The sequence below is a fragment of the Curtobacterium sp. 320 genome, from assembly GCF_031455235.1.
Classification (GTDB): domain Bacteria; phylum Actinomycetota; class Actinomycetes; order Actinomycetales; family Microbacteriaceae; genus Curtobacterium.
This window is the reverse complement of the sequence record NZ_JAVDSI010000002.1, coordinates 1-17,707: the sequence shown is the minus strand read 5'-3', so window position 1 is coordinate 17,707 and position 17,707 is coordinate 1. Positions and strand designations below refer to the sequence as shown.

The following is a 17,707-nucleotide window of genomic DNA, read 5'->3' as shown; positions in this document are numbered from 1 at the left end:
GCGTCCCGCGGCTACAGCGCGGCGAGGATCCCGTTCAACGTGGCGGACGGGCGCATCACGGCGCTCGTCTTGGCGTCGTCCGGACGGTAGTACCCGCCGATGTCCGCCGGGTGCCCCTGCACGCTGTTCAGCTCCTCGACGATCGTCGACTCCTGCTCGTCGAGCGTCGCCGCGATCTCGGCGAACGCCGAGGCGAGCTGGGCGTCGGTCGTCTGCGCCGCGAGCTCCTGCGCCCAGTACTTCGCCAGGTAGAAGTGGCTGCCGCGGTTGTCGATCGACCCGAGCTTGCGCCCAGGCGACTTGTCCTCGTCGAGGAACGTGCCGGTCGCACGGTCGAGCGTCTCGCCGAGGATCTTCGCCCGCTCGTTGCCCGTCACACCGGCGAGGTGCTCGAGGCTGACCGCGAGGGCGAGGAACTCGCCGAGGCTGTCCCAGCGCAGGTAGTTCTGCTCGACGAGCTGCTGCACGTGCTTCGGCGCCGAACCACCGGCACCGGTCTCGAACAGGCCGCCGCCGCCGAGGAGCGGGACGACGGAGAGCATCTTCGCCGAGGTGCCGAGCTCCATGATCGGGAACAGGTCGGTGAGGTAGTCGCGGAGCACGTTGCCCGTGACGGAGATGGTGTCCTCGCCGCGGCGGATGCGCTCGAGCGAGAAGCGCATCGCGTCCTCGGGGGAGAGGATCTCGATCTGCAGGCCGTCGGTGTCCTGCTCGGCGAGGTAGGTCCGCACCAGGCCGATGAGGTTCGCGTCGTGCGCACGGGTCTCGTCGAGCCAGAACACCGCGGGGGAGCCGGTCGCACGGGCACGCGTCACGGCGAGCTTCACCCAGTCGCGGATCGCGACGTCCTTGGTCTGGCAGGCGCGCCAGATGTCACCGGCCTCGACTTCGTGCTCGATGACCGTCTCGCCGCCGCTCGTGACCACGCGGACGCGGCCGGCTGCCGGGACCTCGAAGGTCTTGTCGTGCGAGCCGTACTCCTCGGCCTTCTGCGCCATCAGGCCGACGTTCGGCACCGAGCCCATGGTGGCCGGGTCGAACGCACCGTTGGCGCGGCAGTCCTCGATCGTGGCCTGGTAGATGCCGGCGTAGCTCGAGTCCGGGATGACCGCGAGGGTGTCGTGCTCCTCGCCGTCCGGACCCCACATGTGGCCCGAGGTGCGGATCATCGCGGGCATGGAGGCGTCCACGATGACGTCGCTCGGGACGTGCAGGTTCGTGATGCCCTTGTCGGAGTCGACCATCGCGAGCTCGGGGCCCGCGTCGATGCCGTCCGCGAACGCCTGCTTGATCTCCGCACCGTTCGGCACGGCGTCGAGCCCGGCGACGATGGAGCCGAGGCCGTCGTTCGGGTTGAGCCCGGCGGCGGCGAGGTCGGCGCCGAAGCGCTCGAAGACGCTCGGGAAGAACGCCCGGATGACGTGGCCGAAGATGATCGGGTCGGAGACCTTCATCATCGTGGCCTTGAGGTGCACCGAGAACAGGATGCCCTGCTCCTGCGCCGCGCGGATCTGGTCCTGCAGGAAGGCCTCGAGCGCACGGACGTGCAGCACCGTGCCGTCGACGACCTCGCCCGCGAGGACGGGGATCGACTGCTTGAGGACCGTGGTCGCACCGTCGGCACCGACGAACTCGATCGTCAGGACGTCGTCGGCGGGGGCGATCCAGGACTGCTCGTTCGAGCGGAAGTCGTCCGTGCCCATCGTCACGACGTTCGTCTTCGAGTCGTGGCTCCAGGCGCCCATGCGGTGCGGGTGCTTGCGGGCGTAGTTCTTGACGGAGAGCGGTGCGCGGCGGTCGGAGTTGCCCTCGCGCAGGACCGGGTTCACGGCGCTGCCCTTGGTGCGGTCGTATCGGGCGCGGGCGTCGCGCTCGTCGTCGGTCGTCGGCTCGTCGGGGTAGTCCGGCAGGTCGTAGCCCTGCGCCTGGAGCTCCTTGATCGCGGCCTTGAGCTGCGGGATCGACGCCGAGATGTTCGGCAGCTTGATGATGTTCGCCTCGGGGGTCTTCGCGAGGTCCCCGAGCTCGGCGAGGGCGTCGTCCAGGCGCTGCTCGGCGGTGAGCCGCTCCGGGAACTGGGCGATGATCCGGCCCGAGAGCGAGATGTCGCGGGTCTCGACGTCGACACCTGCGGTGCCGGCGAAGGCCTGGATGACCGGGAGGAAGGAGTGGGTGGCGAGGAACGGCGCCTCGTCCGTGAGGGTGTAGATGATCTTGGCCATGCTGGCGGGTACTCCCTTGTTCGACCGTCGGTACGTCCACGCTACTCGCGCAACGGGATGTCTCGACATCAAGATACATGGTGCCGCCTGCGTGGAGCAGATGCTCGGATGACTTCCTGGAGGCGCACTGTCGACTCATAGGAACGTCGCGTGGAGTGGTCTTCCGCACCACACGACCGCAGGAGGCGCGCATGTCGACGACACGGCAGACACCGGAGGACTTCGGGTGGTCCGCGGAGGATCTCCGTTCGGCGTACGCCGTGGACGGCAGCGGGCCGTACCGGTACGCGCCGGACGGGTCCGGGCCGTTCTCGTACGACGAGGACGGCTCCGGGCCGTGGTTGGTCGGTCCGACGCCGCGTCGTGGGCTCGCCCGCTTCGCGCCGCGGGACCGTGGGTCGGGCTCGCGGTTGCGGCGGATCGGGACCGCCGTGACCGCGGGCACGCTCGCGCTCGTCCTGGCCGCCGGCAGTGTCGCGGTCGTCGCCCACGTCCTTCCTCCACACCACGCGGTCAACGCCTCGGCTGTCCACAGCGCGGAGCCGGACCGGGACTGATCGCCCGGAACGGTGCCACGCTGTGGGAGTGATCGAACTCCTCGTCATCGGTGTGGTCGCCCTGGTCGCCATCGCGGGCGCCGCCGTGCTCGGCCCGCGCATCGGGGTCGCCGCGCCGCTCGTCCTCGTCGCGGTGGGGGTCGCCGCGAGCCTCGTGCCGTGGATCCCGCACGCCCGGATCGAACCGGAGTGGATCCTCGCAGGGGTGCTGCCCCCGTTGCTGTACTCGGCGGCGGTGTCGATGCCGTCGATGAACTTCCGGCGGGAGTTCGGCGCGATCAGCGGCCTGTCGGTCCTGCTCGTCGTCGCGTCGAGCCTGGTGCTCGGACTCTTCTTCGCGTGGGTCGTCCCGGGGCTGGGCTTCTGGTGGGGCATCGCGCTCGGGGCGATCGTCAGCCCCACCGACGCCGTCGCGACCTCGATCGTCAAGCAGACCTCGGTGTCGCGGCGCGCGATCTCGATCCTCGACGGTGAGTCACTGCTCAACGACGCGACCGCGCTCGTGCTCCTCCGCACCGCGATCTTCGCCGCGGGCGCGTCGTTCTCGTTCTGGGGCGCACTCGGGGACTTCGCCCGGGCCGTCGCGATCGCCGTCGTCATCGGCTGGTTCGTCGGCTGGCTCAACGTCTGGGTGCGGTCCCGGGTGCCGAACGCCGCGGTGAACACGGCGCTGTCCTTCGCGGTGCCGTTCGTCGCCGCGATCCCGACCGAGCACTTCGAGGGGTCCGGCCTGGTCGCGGCGGTCGTCGCGGGGCTGTTCACGGGCATCGTCGGCCCGCGCAGGCTCCCCCCGGGGCACCGGCTGTCGGACGCCCAGAACTGGCAGACGATCGAGCTCGTGCTCGAGGGTGCCGTGTTCCTGACGATGGGGCTGCAGCTCGCGTCGATCCTCGGCGACGTGCAGGACCAGCACGCCGGGATCGGGCCGGCGCTCCTCATCGCCGTCGGCGCCCTCGTGCTCACGGTCCTCGTCCGGGCGGCCTACGTCGTGCCGCTGCTGCTCGCCCTGTCCGCCAGCGCCAAGCGCGGCGAACGGATGCAGACCCGCTTCGCGGAGATGCACGCGCAGGACCGCGACGCCATGAGCGAGGTGATCCGCGAACACCGCCCGGGCAACCGGGCGCCGTCCGAACGGGAACTCGACCGGTTCGCGGTGCGGGTCCGACGCACCCTGGCGGACATCGCGTACTACACGAAGGCGCCGCTCGGCTGGCGGGAGGGCACCGCGGTGGTCTGGGCGGGGATGCGCGGCGCGGTGACCGTCGCGGCGGCCCAGACGCTCCCCGAGGGCACGCCCCAGCGGTCACTGCTCGTCTTCGTCGCGTTCGCCGTGGCCCTGCTGTCGCTCGTGGTCCAGGGCGGGACGATCGGGCCGCTCCTCCGTCGCATCGCCGCGCCGACGACGGACATCGCCAAGCAGGACACCGAGGAACGCAAGCGGCTCCTCGAGCTCATGCGGGCAGCGGCGGAGCAGGTCCCAGGGACGAGCGAGGCCGGACCCCGCGCGCGGGAAGAGCTCGAAGCCGCCGACCCCGCCGAACTCCGGGCGTGGATGGGGCGCGAGAAGGCCCGGCGCCTGGCGGTGCTCGAAGCGCAGCGCGCCGCGATCCTCGACGCCCGCGACGACGGCAGCTTCGACGCCGAGGTGCTCGAGTCGATGCTGCAGAACCTCGATGCCGAGCAGATCGCCCTCGAGCTCAGGGGCGCTCCCGCACGGTGACGGTCACTCGCCGATGCGCACCCGGAAGACCCGGACGCCGGCGGTCTTCAGGGCCGCGAGCCCCACGCGCATCCGGAAGTTCCGGAACGGCCGCTCGAACCCGGACGGTGCCGACGCCGCGCCGATCTGGTGGAGCACCTCGGACGTCAGCGTCCGCTCGACCTTCGGCGCGAGCCGGGTCAGCCCCGAGACCGTCACGACGATTCGGACCGCGTGCGGCGCGAGCAGCGGGTCGATCATCTCGGCGGCCTCGTGCGCACGGTGGAACGCCGGGTCGTCACCGGGCCGACGGATCGCGATGACCGCGAGTTCGGCGTCCCAGGTCTCCTCGGGATCGGGCAGGTCGTCCACCCCGACCACGCGCATCCGGGTGGCGTCGACCCCGGCCCGGACGGCAGCGGTCCGGAGCACCGGCAGGAGCTCCTGCGTCCCGGCGAGCACGACGTGCGCCGACGCCAGGTCGACCGGTTCGTGCCGCTCGCGCGGTGTTCGGGCCATGTGGAGGGTCCTTTCCGCTCGCTCACTGCGGACACTACTGATCGGGCGGCATCCGGGGCCGGGGCGGGCTGTGGGATCAGCAGCCTCCCAGCACTTCGGTAACGATGAGATCACGAACGGACCTGTACAAAGCGACAGAGTCGTGCAGAATGGTGGGCGGCCATGACGACTGCACGCGAACTCGACCAGCACCCGGACACCCCGGTGGTGCACCTGTCCCGTCGCGCCGCCCTCGAGGCCGAGCGCGCCGCAGCCCGCAAGCCGGCCCGCCGCGAGCGGACGCCGAAGGCCGAGCGCGCACCGAAGGCCGAGCGCACGCCCGCGCCGCCTCGCGCGCCGAAGCCCGAGCGCACCGGTCGCCGAGCGGCCGCAGCGCGTGCGACGACCGAGCACGTCGACGCCCGCATCCAGCGCGTCGTCCGCCGCCCCGCGCCCAGCGTGCCCGCCGTCGCCCGGCCAACCCGCGCCTCCAGGTCCCGCCGCGCCAGCCGCGTGACGCTCACGAGCGCCCTCGCCGCCCTCGCGATGTTCGCCGCGTCCGCGATGCCCGCGCACGCCAGTGCCGGCACCTCGATGGCGACCGCGACCCTCGCACCCTCCGTCCGCACGCAGGACTACGCCGTGACGCAGGCGATCTCCGCCTCCGCCCTCGACCGCGACGGCTTCACGGTCGGCGGCGGTTCGGCCGGGGCCCCGGGCACGTCGGTGTCCTACGGCGGCGAGGTCCGGTCGCCGTTCCCCGGGCCGGTACGGATGAGCTCGGGCTTCGGCTACCGCTCGGCTCCGTGCGGCGCCTGCTCGTCGCTCCACCAGGGCCTCGACTTCAACCCGGGCATGGGCGCGCCGATCGGTGCCGTGGCCGCGGGGACCGTCCGGGTCTCCGGCACGTACTTCTCGTACGGCACCGCGGTGATCATCGACCACGTGATCGACGGGCGCGAGGTCTCGACGCTCTACGGCCACATGATCCCCGGCTCCTCGCCGCTGAAGGTCGGCGACACCGTCGAGGCCGGACAGTTCATCGGCAAGGTCGGCTCCTCCGGGGTCTCGACCGGGGCGCACCTCCACCTCGAGGTCCTGATGGACGGCCAGACCCCGATCGACCCGGAAGCCTGGCTCGAAGCGCGCATCGGGCGTTCCCTCACCGCCTGATCAGGTTCCCTGTGCATGCTCACAGGCATGGACGACTGTCACAGACCGCCCGCCCGTCGCCGATCTGAGCCGGCAGCCCGCTGATGGGACCCGACACCTGGATCGCCTTCGGGCTCGTGGTGCTCTTCGTGCTCGTCGGTGGCGTGTTCGCCGCAGCCGAGATCGCCCTCGTCTCCCTCCGTGAATCCCAGCTGCAGCAGCTCGAGCGCCGCGGGTCCCGCGGGATGCGCGTCGCCGAGCTCGGCCGCGACCCGAACCGCTTCCTCTCCGCCGTGCAGATCGGCGTGACCGTCGCCGGGTTCTTCTCGGCCGCGTACGGCGCATCGTCGATCGCTCCGGACGTCGCGCCGCTGTTCACGGGCCTCGGGCTCGAGCAGGGTGCTGCCGAGACGGTGGCACTCGTGCTGATGACCCTCGTGATCGCCTACCTCTCGCTGGTCTTCGGCGAGCTCGTGCCGAAGCGGCTCGCCCTGCAGCGGGCCGAGGGCTTCTCGATGGCCGTCGCCCCGACGCTCGACCGGTTCGCCACGCTCATGCGCCCGGTGATCTGGCTGCTCTCGAAGTCGACCGACACCGTCGTGCGGCTGCTCGGCGGGGACCCGAACGCCCGGAGCGAGTCGATGAGCACCGAGGAGCTCCGCGGTCTCGTCGAGGACCACGACGCCATCGACGCCCAGGGACGCCGGATCGCCCGGAGTGCCCTCGACGCGGGCGACCGGATCCTCCGCGAGTCGATGCGGCCCTGGTACGACGTGTCCACGATCGACGCGGGCACCTCGATCGCCGCAGCCACCGACCACGCCATCGACCTCGGGCACACCCGGTACCTCGTCACCGACGGCACGCGGGACCACGTCGACGGGTTCGTCCACCTGCGGGACCTGCTGCGCCCGGAGGACCCCACCGCACCGGTGTCGACCCTCGTGCGTCCGGTGCTCGCGCTGCCCGAGACGAAGTCGCTGTCGAGTGCGATCGCGGACATGCGCACCGAGGGACACCAGATCGCCCTGGTCGTCGACGAGTACGGCGGCAGCGCGGGCATGGTGACGCTCGAGGCGCTGCTCGAGGACCTCGTCGGACGCATCCGCGATGAGTACGACGAGCCCGCGGCCGAGCACGACGGCGTCGACGGGGCGACCGTGCTCGAGGACCTCGTGGCCGACGGCGGCCCGGCCCTCCCCGACGGCGACTACGAGACGGTGGGCGGCTTGGTGCAGGTGGCGCTGGACCGCGTGCCGGAGGTCGGGGACGTCGTCGAGGTCGGCGGCCACCGGCTCGAGGTGACCGCCATGGACGGTCACCGCGTGGCGCGCGTCCGCATCACGGCCGACGTCACCGCCTGACGCGGGCGCGCCCCGCTCGGCGGCAACGCGGAGCGTTGCGCGGGGCGCGCCGACCGAGCCTGCGAGGGAGGACGGTGCGGACCCGCCCCGCGCCTCCCGTCCGTCCCGGGTACGGGCAGGGCCTGCCGCGGTACCAGCCACGGGACGTACGCTCGTCGCATGGGTATCGACGTGCGCAACGAGATCCGCGACTTCCTGTCCTCGAGGCGGGCGCGGCTCACCCCCGAGCAGGTCGGCATGCCGTCGTTCGGCGGCGGTGTCCGACGGGTGCCGGGACTGCGTCGGCACGAGGTCGCCATGCTCGCCGGGGTCAGCGTCGACTACTACACGCGGCTCGAACGGGGTTCGCTGAAGGGCGTCTCGGACAGCGTGCTCGAGGGGCTCGCCGGTGCGCTGCAGCTCGACGAGGACGAGCGCGTGCACCTGTGGGACCTCGCCCGCCTGGCGAACGCCGGCGTGAAGGTCATGCACCGCAACGTCCCGACCCGCGTGCGACCCGGTGTGCAGCGGCTGCTCGACTCGATCACGGGAGCGCCCGCCTGGGTGCGGAACGAGCGCGGTGACGTGGTCGCGACGAACGAGCTCGGTCGCGCGCTGTACGCGCCGATGTTCGCGGGCCCCGGTCGCCCGGTGAACACCGCGCGCTTCACGTTCCTCGACCCCGCGGCGAAGGAGTTCTTCGCGGACTGGGCGCAGACCGCTCGGGACGCGGTGGCGATCCTCCGTGCGGCCGCGGTCTCGAACCCGTGCGAGCCCGGACTCGTGACCCTCGTCGGCGAGCTGTCGACCCGGAGCGAGGAGTTCCGCACGTGGTGGGCCGCCCACGACGTCCGGATGCACCGCACCGGCAAGAAGCGGCTCGTGCACCCGATCGTCGGTGAGCTCCGGCTCGACTACGAGGCGCTGGAACTCGTCGCGGACCCGGGCCTGGTGATGTTCTCGTACTCGGCCGAACCCGGCAGCGAGTCCGAGCGGTCCCTGGCGCTCCTCGGGTCGTGGGCTGCGACCGAGCGTGCCGAGCACTACGCGGCGCTGCGTGAGTCGGAGACCGAGTCGGTCGACTGACCCCCCGCCCGACGGGCGTCAGACGGTGGGGGTCGTGGGACCGGTCTCGTCCGGGCCGGCGCTACCGTCCTCGATCCCGTCGACGACGGCGTCGTACCGCAGCCGCTCGATGCGCAGCTGCCGCTCCGTCGCGGACAGCCGCAGCACGCGGATCGCGGCGAACACGAGCACGATGAGCGCGACCGTCAGCACGGCGAGCGCCACGACGAACGCGATGTACAGGACACTGACGACGGCGAATCCCCCGGATACCATGGCCCGACCGTAACAGGCCCGGTCCGTAGGCTGGGGCCGTGACGAGGACGATGGACGGTTCAGCGGGGGATGCCGACTCCGCCCGCATCGGTCAGGACCACCGGAAGTACCGTCGGCCGGAGCCGTCCTTCGCCCGGGCGATCGCGAAGGCCCTCGGTGACGCCCGGACGGTCCTCGACGTGGGCGCCGGCGCCGGGTCCTACGAGCCCACCGACCGCGAGGTGACCGCGGTCGACGCCACCGCCGAGGACCTGCCGTTCGCCGACGACACGTTCGACGCCGCGATGACGACCTTCTCCGTGCACGAGTGGGGCGACCTCGAGCGTGGGCTGGTCGAGCTGCGCCGGGTGACCCGGGGTCCGATCGTCATCCTGACGTGCGACCCCGACCGTGTCGAGGACTTCTGGCTCGCCGAGTACGCCGCCGAGGTCATGGCGACCGAGGCCCGGCGGTACCCCGCGCTCGCCCGAATCCCGGCGGCTCTCGCCGACGACGCGGTGACGACAACGCGCCTGCCGATCCCGTTCACGTGCGTCGACGGGTTCTCCGAGGCGTACTACGCGCGGCCGGAACGCCTCCTCGACCCGGGCGCACGACGGGCGGACCCGGCGTGGAGCTCCGTCGACGAGATGACCGCGCGGCGGTCCGTCGCCGCGCTCCGCACGGCCCTCGAGTCCGGCGAGTGGGACCGAGCCCACGGCGCGCTCCGCACGCAGCCGACGTTCGAGGGCTCGCTCGTCCTCCTCACCGCGCAGCCGCGCCCGGCTTGACACGTCGACGTAGGCTGGTGGGGTGAGCTTCCAGGAGGTGGTCGGCGCCCGTTTCGCCGACATCAGGGCGTGATGCCCCCGGTCGCACCGTTCGGTGCGGCCGCCGTCATCGAACCCTGAACCCTCCGCCCGGTGCGGCATGCGTCCGCGTGCCCCGGGCCCGTCCGAGAGCGAACCACCATGCTGCCCATCAGCGAGAAGACCATCCGCACGTCCTTCGTCAACGCGTCCCGCAAGGAGACCGGCGACCTCACCCTGCCCGCCGACTTCGAGACCGTCGACTGGGACGCACTCGACTACCTCGGCTGGCGCGACCCGAAGCTCGCCCGGCGCGCGTACGCCGTCGTGCCGACCCTCGAGGGCGACCTCGTCGGCATCCTGTTCCGGCAGGCCGAGGCCTCGCCCCGTGCCCGGGCGCAGTGCTCGTGGTGCCAGGACGTGAAGCTCCCGAACGACGTCGTGTTCTACAGCGCGAAGCGGTCCGGCACGGCGGGTCGCAACGGCAACACCGTCGGCACGCTCGTCTGCCAGGACTTCCAGTGCTCGCGCAACGTCCGGCGGACGCCGCCGCTCGCGTACGAGGGCTACGACGTCGAGGCCGCACGGCTGCAGCGGATCGAGGACCTGCAGCTCCGCGCGGCGTCCTTCGCCGCGGAGGTCTAGTCGCGACTGCGCACGGGGACGACGAGTGCGCGGCGTGCAGCGCGCGCAGACGTCGTCGAGGTGCGCACCTGCGGTTCGGGAGGCGCGGTGCGGGTCCGACCCGCGCCTCCCGTCCCGCAGCGGCGACCGTTCCGGGACCGTGGGCCACGTCGCGCGGGAAACCACGGCGTAACCCCCGTGAAACGGGCGTTCCGTAGCGTGGCGGCATGGACATCGGCGATCTCGACGACGCGACCGTCTCCGACGCGGTCGCCACGGCAACCGGGTGGGCGGCGGTCCCGGCGTGGGCCGACGCACTCGCCGCCGGACGACCGCACGGCTCCGTCGCCGCGCTCCTGGCGCGTGCCGCCGCCGAGGCCCGGGGGTGGGGCGCCGCCGAGCTCGACGCCGCCCTCGCGCAGCACCCGCGGATCGGTGAGCGGGGCAGCGATGCCTCGTCAGCCCGGGAGCAGTCGGCCATGCGCACCGCGGACGACGACGTCGCCCGGGCGATCGCCGCGGGGAACGCCGACTACGAGCGGCGGTTCGGCCGGGTGTTCCTCGTGCGCGCGGCCGGCCGGACGCCCGAGGAGCTCCTCGCCGAACTCCGACGGCGGCTCGGCAACGATCCCGACGTCGAGGTCGCCGAGGCCACCGGTGCCCTCGCGGACATCGCACTGCACCGCATCCGCGCGACCTTCGCCGTCGCCCAGCTGACCACGCACGTCCTCGACGCGACCCGGGGCGCACCCGCCGCGGGGATGGGCCTCGTGCTGAGCACCGTCGACGGCGACGTCCTCGCGACCGGCACGACCGACACCGACGGACGCGCTGCCCTCGGGGCGGACGTCCTGCCGCGAGGCGACCTCCAGCTGCGCTTCGACACGGGCGCGTACCACCGCGCCGCCGGCGTACCGACGTTCCACCCGTTCGTCGTCGTGGCCTTCACCGTCGGCGGGACCGAGCACCTCCACGTGCCGCTCCTGCTCAGCCCGTTCGCCTACAGCACCTATCGAGGAAGCTGATCCCATGCCGCGCGGGGCATGTGTCCCGCCCGCAGCGCACGAGCGGGCCAAATGTGTGCGGCTCGCATGGCGAACGGCGCACGTTCCGCCCGCTCACCGGGCCGGGATGACGGGGGGTGGGTCGCGTCCGTCACCGGACCGACGCCCGGAACGCACGCCGAGACGGCCTGGAGGCGCGGTGCCAGCCGGCACCGCGCCTCCAGGCCGTCATCCGGTCGCGTCTACCGACCGATGGTCGACATGTCGGGGTAGCGGTCACCCGTCGGCACCGGCAGCGCCGACAGGCGCGCGATCTGGTCCGCGGTCAGGGTGAGGTCGGCTGCGCCGACGTTCTCCTCGAGTCGCGAGACCCGCTTCGTGCCGGGGATCGGCACGACGTCGTCGCCCTGCGCTAGCAGCCACGCCAGCGCCACCTGGGCCGGGGTCCCGCCGACCTCGGTCGCGATCTCCTTGACGGCGTCGACGATGCGCATGTTCTCGGCGAAGGCCTCCTCCTGGAAGCGCGGGTTCGCCAGGCGGAAGTCGTCGGCGTCCAGGTCGGACGGCTTCGTGATCGCTCCCGTCAGGAACCCGCGGCCGAGCGGCGAGTACGGCACGAGGCCGATGCCGAGCTCGCGGAGGGTGTCGAGCACGTCGCCCTCGGGGTCCCGGGTCCACAGCGAGTACTCGCTCTGCAGCGCCGTGATCGGGTGGACCGCGTGGGCCTTCCGGATCGTCGCGGCGCTCGCCTCGGAGAGCCCGATGTGGCGGATCTTGCCCTCCTGCACGAAGCCGGCGAGCTGCCCGATGACGTCCTCGATCGGGACGGCCGGGTCGACGCGGTGCTGGTAGTACAGGTCGATGTGGTCGGTGCCGAGGCGGCGGAGCGAGCCCTCGAGCGCCTCGCGCACGGACTCCGGTGCGGAGCTGATGCCGCGGCCCGTGGCGGGCGTCTCCTCGCCGGCGGTGTGCGTGATGAGGCCGAACTTCGTCGCGATGACGACGTCGTCGCGGCGGTCTCCGAGGGCCCGGCGGAGCAGGTCCTCGTTCGTGTAGGGGCCGTACGCCTCGGCGGTGTCGAACAGGGTGACGCCGAGGTCGATCGCGCGGTGGATGGTGCGGATCGACTCGTCGTCGTCGGTGCCGGCGCCCGTGTAGAAGGCGCTCATGCCCATGGTGCCGAGGCCGACGGGTCCGACCTCGAGGTCTGCGAGCTTGCGTGTCTGCATGTTTGCAGGTCTACTCCGGGTCCCTCGGTTGGAGGGAGGCACTGACCGGACCCGTCAGCCGGGAATGCCGGTTCGTGCGGTTCCTCCAAGGTTCCGCACGTTCGTGGCCCGACCCTGGTGTGATCGTGGCGTGAACCTGTACTTCCGGCTGTTCCTGCTCCAGTTGCGCGTCCGGCTCCGCCCCGCGATCGGCGGGCGGCGACCGACGCTCTGGGACGAGGTCCGCACGCCGTTCCGGGTGACCCTGACCGACCTCGACCCGCTGCGGCACGTGAACAACGGGAAGTACCTGTCGATGCTCGACCTCGGGCGGCTCGACCTCATGCTGCGCTCGGGGTTCTGGGGTGCGATCGCCGAGCGCGGCTGGTACCCGGTCGTGTCGGCGCAGACGATCACCTACAAGCGGTCGTTGACGCTCGGCCAGCGGTTCGAACTCGTGACCCGGGTGCTCGGGATGGACGACCGCGCGGCCTACCTGGAGCAGACGTTCGTCCGCCGCGGGACCGTGGTGGCACGGGCCGTGGTGCAGGCGCGGTTCCTGCTGCGTACCGGCGGGACGGTGTCCCCGTCGGAGCTGCTCGAGGCCGCGGGCGCGTCCGATAGAGACCTGTCGGTGCCGGATTGGGTGCACGAGTGGGCCGGGGCCACCCGGATCAGCAGCTCGGGTACGCTCGCCGGCACGGGGTCCGAGACCCCGGGACGAGAGGGGACGTCATGACCATCGTGTGGATCGTGATCGGCGTCGCGGTGCTGATCGCCGCCGTCATCACCGTGCTCGAGGTGCAGAACCACCGACGAGCGAAGCGCCTCGCGCACCTCGGACCGGCCGACCCGCGGCTCGGGGCCCAGGCGAGAGCGGACGCCGAGGCCGCGCACTCGGTGACCGAGGGGCTGTCGAAGGCCGCGCACCCGGGTGTCACCGGCGCCGGCGGTGGGGTCTCCGGACCGTGACCCGTCCCGCCACCAGGCGTGCGGTGCTCGCCGGGGGAGTCGGACTCGGGATCGCCGGGGTGCTCGCCGCGTGCAGTCGACCGGCGCCGTCCCCGTCCCCGTCGGCCACGAGTACGCCCGGCCCCACCGGGACCCAGACCGCGTCACCGACGCCGGGCGGCCCCGACTCGTGGGACGCCCTCGCCGCCGCGGTCTCCGGACGGCTGCTGCGCTCCGGGTCGAACGGGTGGAACACCGCCCGGCTCGTCGAGAACCCCCGGTACGACGACGCCGACCCGCAGGGCATCCTGCGCGCGGCCGGCACCGCGGACGTCCAGGCCGGGCTGGCCTTCGCCCGGAACACGAACACGCCGGTGGCGCTCCGTTCCGGCGGGCACTCGTACACGGGCTGGTCGGCGGGCGGTGCGAGCGGCACCGACGTCCCGCGGTCGCTGGTGATCAGCACGCAGGACCTCGACGGCATCGACGTGCACGACGACGGCACCGTGACGATCGGTCCCGGTGCGCAGCTCGGAGACGTCTACTCCACGCTCGCCGCCGCCGGACGGGCGATCGGCGCCGGCTCCTGCCCCACGGTCGGGATCGGCGGCCTGACGCTCGGCGGCGGGGTCGGTGTACTCGTCCGCTCCTTCGGGCTGACGTGCGACCAGCTCACCGGTGCGACCGTCGTCACGCCGGACGGCACCGTGCACGAGGCCTCCGCGACCGCCGAGCCCGACCTGTTCTGGGCCTGCCGCGGCGGGGGCGGCGGGACCGTCGGCGTCGTCACCGCACTGACGTACCGGACCCAGGCCGCGCCCGGCGTCCTGCTCTTCTCGATCACCTTCGCGTGGTCGGCCGCCGCGGCGGTCGTGCGCGCCTGGCAGGACTGGGCGCCAACCGCCGACACGCAGCTGTGGTCGACGCTCAAGCTGCTGAACGGGAGCCGGCACACCGCCCCGACCGTCACTGTGACGGGAGTGTGGACGGGTTCGGAGACCGGCGCTGACACCACCGTCGACGGTTTCATCGCCGCCACCGGAGCGAAGCCGCTCGCCCACACCGCGCGGCAGCTCACCTACGGTGCCGCGATGTCCGCGTTGGCGGGGAAGCCACAGCGGGTGTCCGAGGCGGCGACGTCCTCGATCGGATCGGTGAAACTGTCCGACGAACAGATCGACGTGCTCGTCGCCCACGCCGAGGCGGCCGGCGACGTGGCGGGGAACCTCGAGGGCGGGGTCGCGCTCGACGCCCTCGGCGGTGTCGTCTCCGACGTCGGACGGACCGACACCGCGTTCCCGTGGCGGTCGGCGCTCATGACCGTGCAGTACACCGCAGTGTTCGCGGACGGATCGGACCCGGCACCCTTCGACGCCTACGTCCGGGGGTTCCGGAAGGCGATGCGGCCGGCGTGGGGTGACGCGGCGTACGCGAACTACTGCGACGCGGCGATCACGGACCCGGCGGACTACTTCGACGTGAACACCTCGCGGCTGCACCGGATCGCCGAGCAGGTGGACCCGGACGGGGTGCTGGCGCAGCCGAACTGGGTGTGAGCGGTGGCCCTCCGGACGACGGTGGGCCGCCCTACGATGACCGCATGGACGCGGACGACCTGGTACTCCCCGACGCCGCTGCCTGGCGCGCCTGGCTCGACGCGCACGAGGACGACCCCGACGGCGTGTGGCTCGTCCTCGCGAAGAAGGGCACCACGGAGCCGACGACGCTGACCTACGACCAGGCGCTCGACGAAGCGCTCTGCTCCGGCTGGATCGACGGCCAGAAGCGCGGGCGGGACACCGCGACCTTCCGCCAGCGGTTCACCCCGCGGCGCAAGGCGTCGATCTGGTCGCAGCGGAACATCGGACTCGTGGCCACCCTCGAGTCCGCGGGGCGCATGCGCGACCGGGGCCGGGCCGAGGTCGAGCGTGCGAAGGGCGACGGCCGGTGGGACCGCGCCTACGCCGGCGCCGCGACGGCCACCGTGCCGGACGACCTGCGGGCAGCGCTCGACGCCGCTCCCGCGGCCGCAGCGCTGTTCGCCGAGCTCGACGCCACGAACCGGTACGCCGTGCTCCACCGGATCACGACCGCGCCGAGTGCGACGGCGCGGGCGAGCCGGCTCGCGAAGCTCGTCGGCGGGCTCGAGCGGGGCGAGACCCCGTACCCGCGCAAGCCCTGACGGCCGCGTCGAACCACGAAGACGACCTCGAACCAGGCGCGCGGGCTGGTTCGACGTCGGAAACGTGGTTCGACGCACCCACGCCGGCGCCCGCGCCCGCCGTCAGCGCCGCAGGCCGACGAGCACGCCCCGGTGGTCGCTGCCGTTCGCGGGCAGGACCTCGGTCGACGTCGTCCCGAGCCCCCGGGTGAAGACGTGGTCGATCCGCACGACGGGCAACTGCGCCGGCCAGGTCGCCCCGAACCCGCCGCCCTCGTCGAGCATCCGGGTCAGCGGGAGCATCTCCGGGTCGGCCGCACCGCCGTTGAAGTCCCCCGCGACGACGAGCCGCTCCGACTCGTCGTCGCGGACCGCCTCGGTGAGCGACGCCAGCATCCGCGGCCGACCGTCCTCGCCGCCAGGTCGCAGTGAGTCCATGTGCACGACGTACAACCGGACGTCGCCGACCCCGGTGTCCACCGTCACACGGAGCGCCCGGGCCCAGCCCAGACCGAGCGTGAGGGGTTCGCCGTCGCGCAGGGTCGTCCGACTCCACACCCCGATCGACCCGACCCGGTAGTGGTGCGGGTACCGCTCGTCGAGGACGCCCGCGACCGCCGTGCCCGAGGTCTGGGTGAGCTCCTCGAGCGCGATGACGTCCGGATCGCGCGCCGCGATCGACCTCGCGGTGGCGGCCGGGTCGGGGTTGTCGGCCTCGATGTTCTCGGTGACGACCGTCAACTGCGGCGAGCCCGAGGTGCCGGGAGCGAGCACGCCGGGCAGGACCGCGACGGCCCACGCGGCGGCGAAGGCGAGGGACAGCACGGCGAGCCGCTTCGACCGGGTGCCGAGTGCCGCACCGGCGACGGGGACGAGCAGGAGCGCGAGCCACGGCAGCAGCGAGCCGATCACGGACCCCGAGCTCCCGAGGACGCCCAGGACGGCGGGGACGAGGAGGACGACGATCCCGGCGAGCAACGCGATCCCGACGACACCGATGACGAACGAGCGGCCGGGACTCCGTCTGCGGGAGCGGAGGGGCACGCCGAGGAGCATAGGAACCGCTTCTGACAGATCCCGGGGGACACCGGTTCACCAGACCTGCAACGAAGCAGGCGTAGACCGGGGACATGACCACTGGCACCGACACCACGAACCGTCCGGCCGCCGCCGCCGGCACCTTCCGCATCGGTGGTGACCTCGAGGTCCACCGCCTCGGCTACGGCACCATGCAGCTCACCGGCCCCGGCGTCTGGGGACCCCCGAAGGACCACGACGAGGCGATCCGCGTCCTCAAGCGCGCCGTCGAGCTCGGCGTGGACTTCTTCGACACCGCCGACTCCTACGGCCCCTACGTTGCCGAGGACCTGCTCCGCGAGGCGCTGCACCCCTACGGCGACGACATCGTCATCGCGACGAAGGCCGGCCTCACCCGCACCGGGCCGAACGAGTGGCCGCCGGTCGGCCGCCCGGAGTACCTGCGCCAGGAGGCCGAGATGAGCCTCCGCCGCCTCGGCCTCGAGCGCATCGACCTGTTCCAGCTCCACCGCATCGACCCGAAGGTCCCGCTCGAGGACCAGGTGGGCGAGCTGAAGAAGCTGCAGGACGAGGGCAAGATCCGCCACATCGGCCTGTCCGAGGTGTCGGTCGACGAGGTGAAGGCCGCGCAGGAGATCGCCACGATCGTCTCCGTCCAGAACCTGTACAACCTGCAGAAGCGCGACGCCGAGGAACTCCTCGACTGGTCGACCGAGCAGGGCATCGGCTTCATCCCGTGGTTCCCGCTCGCGACCGGCGGTCTCACCGGCAGCGACTCCCCGCTGACCGAGATCGCCGAGCGCAAGGGCGCCACCCCGGCCCAGCTCGCCCTGGCCTGGCTGCTCAAGCGCTCGCCCGTGGTGCTGCCGATCCCCGGCACGTCGAGCGTCGCCCACCTCGAGGACAACCTCGCGGGCGCGACGGTCGAGCTGACCGACGACGAGTTCGAGGAGCTGTCGAAGCTGGGTCACTGACGCGACGCGGTGACGGACTGGAGGCGGGGGGGGCGCGGGGGCCCCGCCCCCCCGCCCCGCGGGGGGGGGGGGGGGGGGGGGGTAATAGACACGGAGTGTGGGGGGGGGGCGGGGGGGGCCACGATTTGGGGGGGCGCGCGCGGTTGG

At 72.6% G+C, this 17,707-nt stretch carries 18 protein-coding genes; 13 read left to right on the top strand and 5 right to left on the bottom strand.

All coding sequences use genetic code 11. The features are described from left to right. Positions 1 to 11: 11 nt before the first annotated feature. Positions 12 to 2,222 carry an NADP-dependent isocitrate dehydrogenase gene (locus tag J2X60_RS03335; RefSeq protein WP_309886501.1) on the bottom strand — a complete coding sequence of 737 codons (2,211 nt, stop codon included), beginning with the start codon at positions 2,220 to 2,222 and terminating at the stop codon, positions 12 to 14. 191 nt (positions 2,223 to 2,413) lie between these two features. On the opposite strand from J2X60_RS03335, the gene J2X60_RS03330 reads away from it, so the two are divergent. Beyond that, entirely contained in the window at positions 2,414 to 2,779 is a 366-nt protein-coding gene (locus J2X60_RS03330; RefSeq protein WP_309777522.1) for a hypothetical protein, read from the top strand. 28 nt (positions 2,780 to 2,807) lie between these two features. Then, positions 2,808 to 4,499 (top strand): cation:proton antiporter, encoded by a 1,692-nt coding sequence (locus tag J2X60_RS03325; RefSeq protein WP_309886500.1) that lies wholly within the window; start codon positions 2,808 to 2,810, stop codon positions 4,497 to 4,499. 3 nt (positions 4,500 to 4,502) lie between these two features. Here the strand turns inward: J2X60_RS03325 and J2X60_RS03320 are convergent, their stop codons facing one another. Continuing rightward, positions 4,503 to 4,997, bottom strand: coding sequence for a hypothetical protein (locus J2X60_RS03320; protein ID WP_309886499.1), 495 nt, complete (start codon positions 4,995 to 4,997; stop codon positions 4,503 to 4,505). Between the two features lie 162 nt (positions 4,998 to 5,159). Here J2X60_RS03320 and J2X60_RS03315 point away from each other — a divergent pair, with 162 nt between their 5' ends. From J2X60_RS03315 to J2X60_RS03305, 3 genes are all read left to right on the top strand, one after another. Further along, positions 5,160 to 6,149 (top strand): M23 family metallopeptidase, encoded by a 990-nt coding sequence (locus J2X60_RS03315; RefSeq protein ID WP_309886498.1) that lies wholly within the window; start codon positions 5,160 to 5,162, stop codon positions 6,147 to 6,149. 83 nt (positions 6,150 to 6,232) lie between these two features. After that, entirely contained in the window at positions 6,233 to 7,492 is a 1,260-nt protein-coding gene (locus J2X60_RS03310) for a hemolysin family protein (RefSeq protein ID WP_261645911.1), read from the top strand. Between the two features lie 159 nt (positions 7,493 to 7,651). Beyond that, positions 7,652 to 8,557 (top strand): helix-turn-helix transcriptional regulator, encoded by a 906-nt coding sequence (locus J2X60_RS03305; protein WP_070417554.1) that lies wholly within the window; start codon positions 7,652 to 7,654, stop codon positions 8,555 to 8,557. 18 nt (positions 8,558 to 8,575) lie between these two features. Here the strand turns inward: J2X60_RS03305 and J2X60_RS03300 are convergent, their stop codons facing one another. Next, complete coding sequence (locus J2X60_RS03300; protein ID WP_309886497.1) at positions 8,576 to 8,812, bottom strand: hypothetical protein; 237 nt, start codon at positions 8,810 to 8,812, stop codon at positions 8,576 to 8,578. Between the two features lie 38 nt (positions 8,813 to 8,850). Between J2X60_RS03300 and J2X60_RS03295 the strand changes: the two genes are divergently transcribed. From J2X60_RS03295 to uraD, 3 genes are all read left to right on the top strand, one after another. Beyond that, complete coding sequence (locus tag J2X60_RS03295; protein WP_309886496.1) at positions 8,851 to 9,582, top strand: methyltransferase domain-containing protein; 732 nt, start codon at positions 8,851 to 8,853, stop codon at positions 9,580 to 9,582. 180 nt (positions 9,583 to 9,762) lie between these two features. After that, positions 9,763 to 10,245: an FBP domain-containing protein gene (locus J2X60_RS03290; protein ID WP_309886495.1), complete on the top strand. Its 483-nt coding sequence runs from the start codon at positions 9,763 to 9,765 to the stop codon at positions 10,243 to 10,245. A 206-nt stretch (positions 10,246 to 10,451) separates the two neighbouring features. Next, a complete protein-coding gene (gene uraD, locus J2X60_RS03285) occupies positions 10,452 to 11,249 on the top strand; it encodes a 2-oxo-4-hydroxy-4-carboxy-5-ureidoimidazoline decarboxylase (protein WP_309886494.1) in 798 nt (265 codons plus the stop codon). Positions 11,250 to 11,470: 221 nt separating this feature from the next. Here uraD and J2X60_RS03280 read toward each other — a convergent pair whose 3' ends face one another. Beyond that, on the bottom strand, positions 11,471 to 12,457 hold the full coding sequence (locus J2X60_RS03280) for an aldo/keto reductase (RefSeq protein ID WP_309886493.1): 987 nt from the start codon (positions 12,455 to 12,457) through the stop codon (positions 11,471 to 11,473). 130 nt (positions 12,458 to 12,587) lie between these two features. Between J2X60_RS03280 and J2X60_RS03275 the strand changes: the two genes are divergently transcribed. The 4 genes from J2X60_RS03275 to J2X60_RS03260 are packed head-to-tail and all read left to right on the top strand — an operon-like array spanning position 12,588 to position 15,569. Beyond that, positions 12,588 to 13,175, top strand: a complete 588-nt coding sequence (locus tag J2X60_RS03275; RefSeq protein ID WP_309777534.1) for a thioesterase family protein — start codon at positions 12,588 to 12,590, stop codon at positions 13,173 to 13,175. Then, positions 13,172 to 13,408, top strand: a complete 237-nt coding sequence (locus J2X60_RS03270) for a hypothetical protein (RefSeq protein WP_070417548.1) — start codon at positions 13,172 to 13,174, stop codon at positions 13,406 to 13,408. Before J2X60_RS03275 ends, J2X60_RS03270 begins: the two co-directional genes overlap by 4 nt. Next, positions 13,405 to 14,943 carry an FAD-binding protein gene (locus J2X60_RS03265; RefSeq protein WP_309886492.1) on the top strand — a complete coding sequence of 513 codons (1,539 nt, stop codon included), beginning with the start codon at positions 13,405 to 13,407 and terminating at the stop codon, positions 14,941 to 14,943. The genes J2X60_RS03270 and J2X60_RS03265 overlap by 4 nt, the downstream gene beginning before the upstream one ends. A 44-nt stretch (positions 14,944 to 14,987) precedes the next feature. Beyond that, the gene (locus J2X60_RS03260) at positions 14,988 to 15,569 is read left to right on the top strand and encodes a YdeI/OmpD-associated family protein (protein WP_309886491.1); all 582 of its coding nucleotides are present in this window, start codon (positions 14,988 to 14,990) and stop codon (positions 15,567 to 15,569) included. 102 nt (positions 15,570 to 15,671) lie between these two features. Here the strand turns inward: J2X60_RS03260 and J2X60_RS03255 are convergent, their stop codons facing one another. Next, entirely contained in the window at positions 15,672 to 16,592 is a 921-nt protein-coding gene (locus tag J2X60_RS03255; RefSeq protein WP_309886490.1) for an endonuclease/exonuclease/phosphatase family protein, read from the bottom strand. 86 nt (positions 16,593 to 16,678) lie between these two features. Here J2X60_RS03255 and J2X60_RS03250 point away from each other — a divergent pair, with 86 nt between their 5' ends. Continuing rightward, on the top strand, positions 16,679 to 17,560 hold the full coding sequence (locus J2X60_RS03250; RefSeq protein WP_309886489.1) for an aldo/keto reductase: 882 nt from the start codon (positions 16,679 to 16,681) through the stop codon (positions 17,558 to 17,560). Positions 17,561 to 17,707: the final 147 nt, after the last annotated feature.

Coding starts and splice junctions, on each gene's coding strand:
- J2X60_RS03335 (WP_309886501.1), bottom strand. CDS start 2,222: ATGGCCAAGATCATCTACACCCTCACGGACGAGGCGCCGTTCCTCGCC.
- J2X60_RS03330 (WP_309777522.1), top strand. CDS start 2,414: ATGTCGACGACACGGCAGACACCGGAGGACTTCGGGTGGTCCGCGGAG.
- J2X60_RS03320 (WP_309886499.1), bottom strand. CDS start 4,997: ATGGCCCGAACACCGCGCGAGCGGCACGAACCGGTCGACCTGGCGTCG.
- J2X60_RS03315 (WP_309886498.1), top strand. CDS start 5,160: ATGACGACTGCACGCGAACTCGACCAGCACCCGGACACCCCGGTGGTG.
- J2X60_RS03310 (WP_261645911.1), top strand. CDS start 6,233: ATGGGACCCGACACCTGGATCGCCTTCGGGCTCGTGGTGCTCTTCGTG.
- J2X60_RS03305 (WP_070417554.1), top strand. CDS start 7,652: ATGGGTATCGACGTGCGCAACGAGATCCGCGACTTCCTGTCCTCGAGG.
- J2X60_RS03300 (WP_309886497.1), bottom strand. CDS start 8,812: ATGGTATCCGGGGGATTCGCCGTCGTCAGTGTCCTGTACATCGCGTTC.
- J2X60_RS03290 (WP_309886495.1), top strand. CDS start 9,763: ATGCTGCCCATCAGCGAGAAGACCATCCGCACGTCCTTCGTCAACGCG.
- uraD (WP_309886494.1), top strand. CDS start 10,452: ATGGACATCGGCGATCTCGACGACGCGACCGTCTCCGACGCGGTCGCC.
- J2X60_RS03280 (WP_309886493.1), bottom strand. CDS start 12,457: ATGCAGACACGCAAGCTCGCAGACCTCGAGGTCGGACCCGTCGGCCTC.
- J2X60_RS03270 (WP_070417548.1), top strand. CDS start 13,172: ATGACCATCGTGTGGATCGTGATCGGCGTCGCGGTGCTGATCGCCGCC.
- J2X60_RS03260 (WP_309886491.1), top strand. CDS start 14,988: ATGGACGCGGACGACCTGGTACTCCCCGACGCCGCTGCCTGGCGCGCC.
- J2X60_RS03250 (WP_309886489.1), top strand. CDS start 16,679: ATGACCACTGGCACCGACACCACGAACCGTCCGGCCGCCGCCGCCGGC.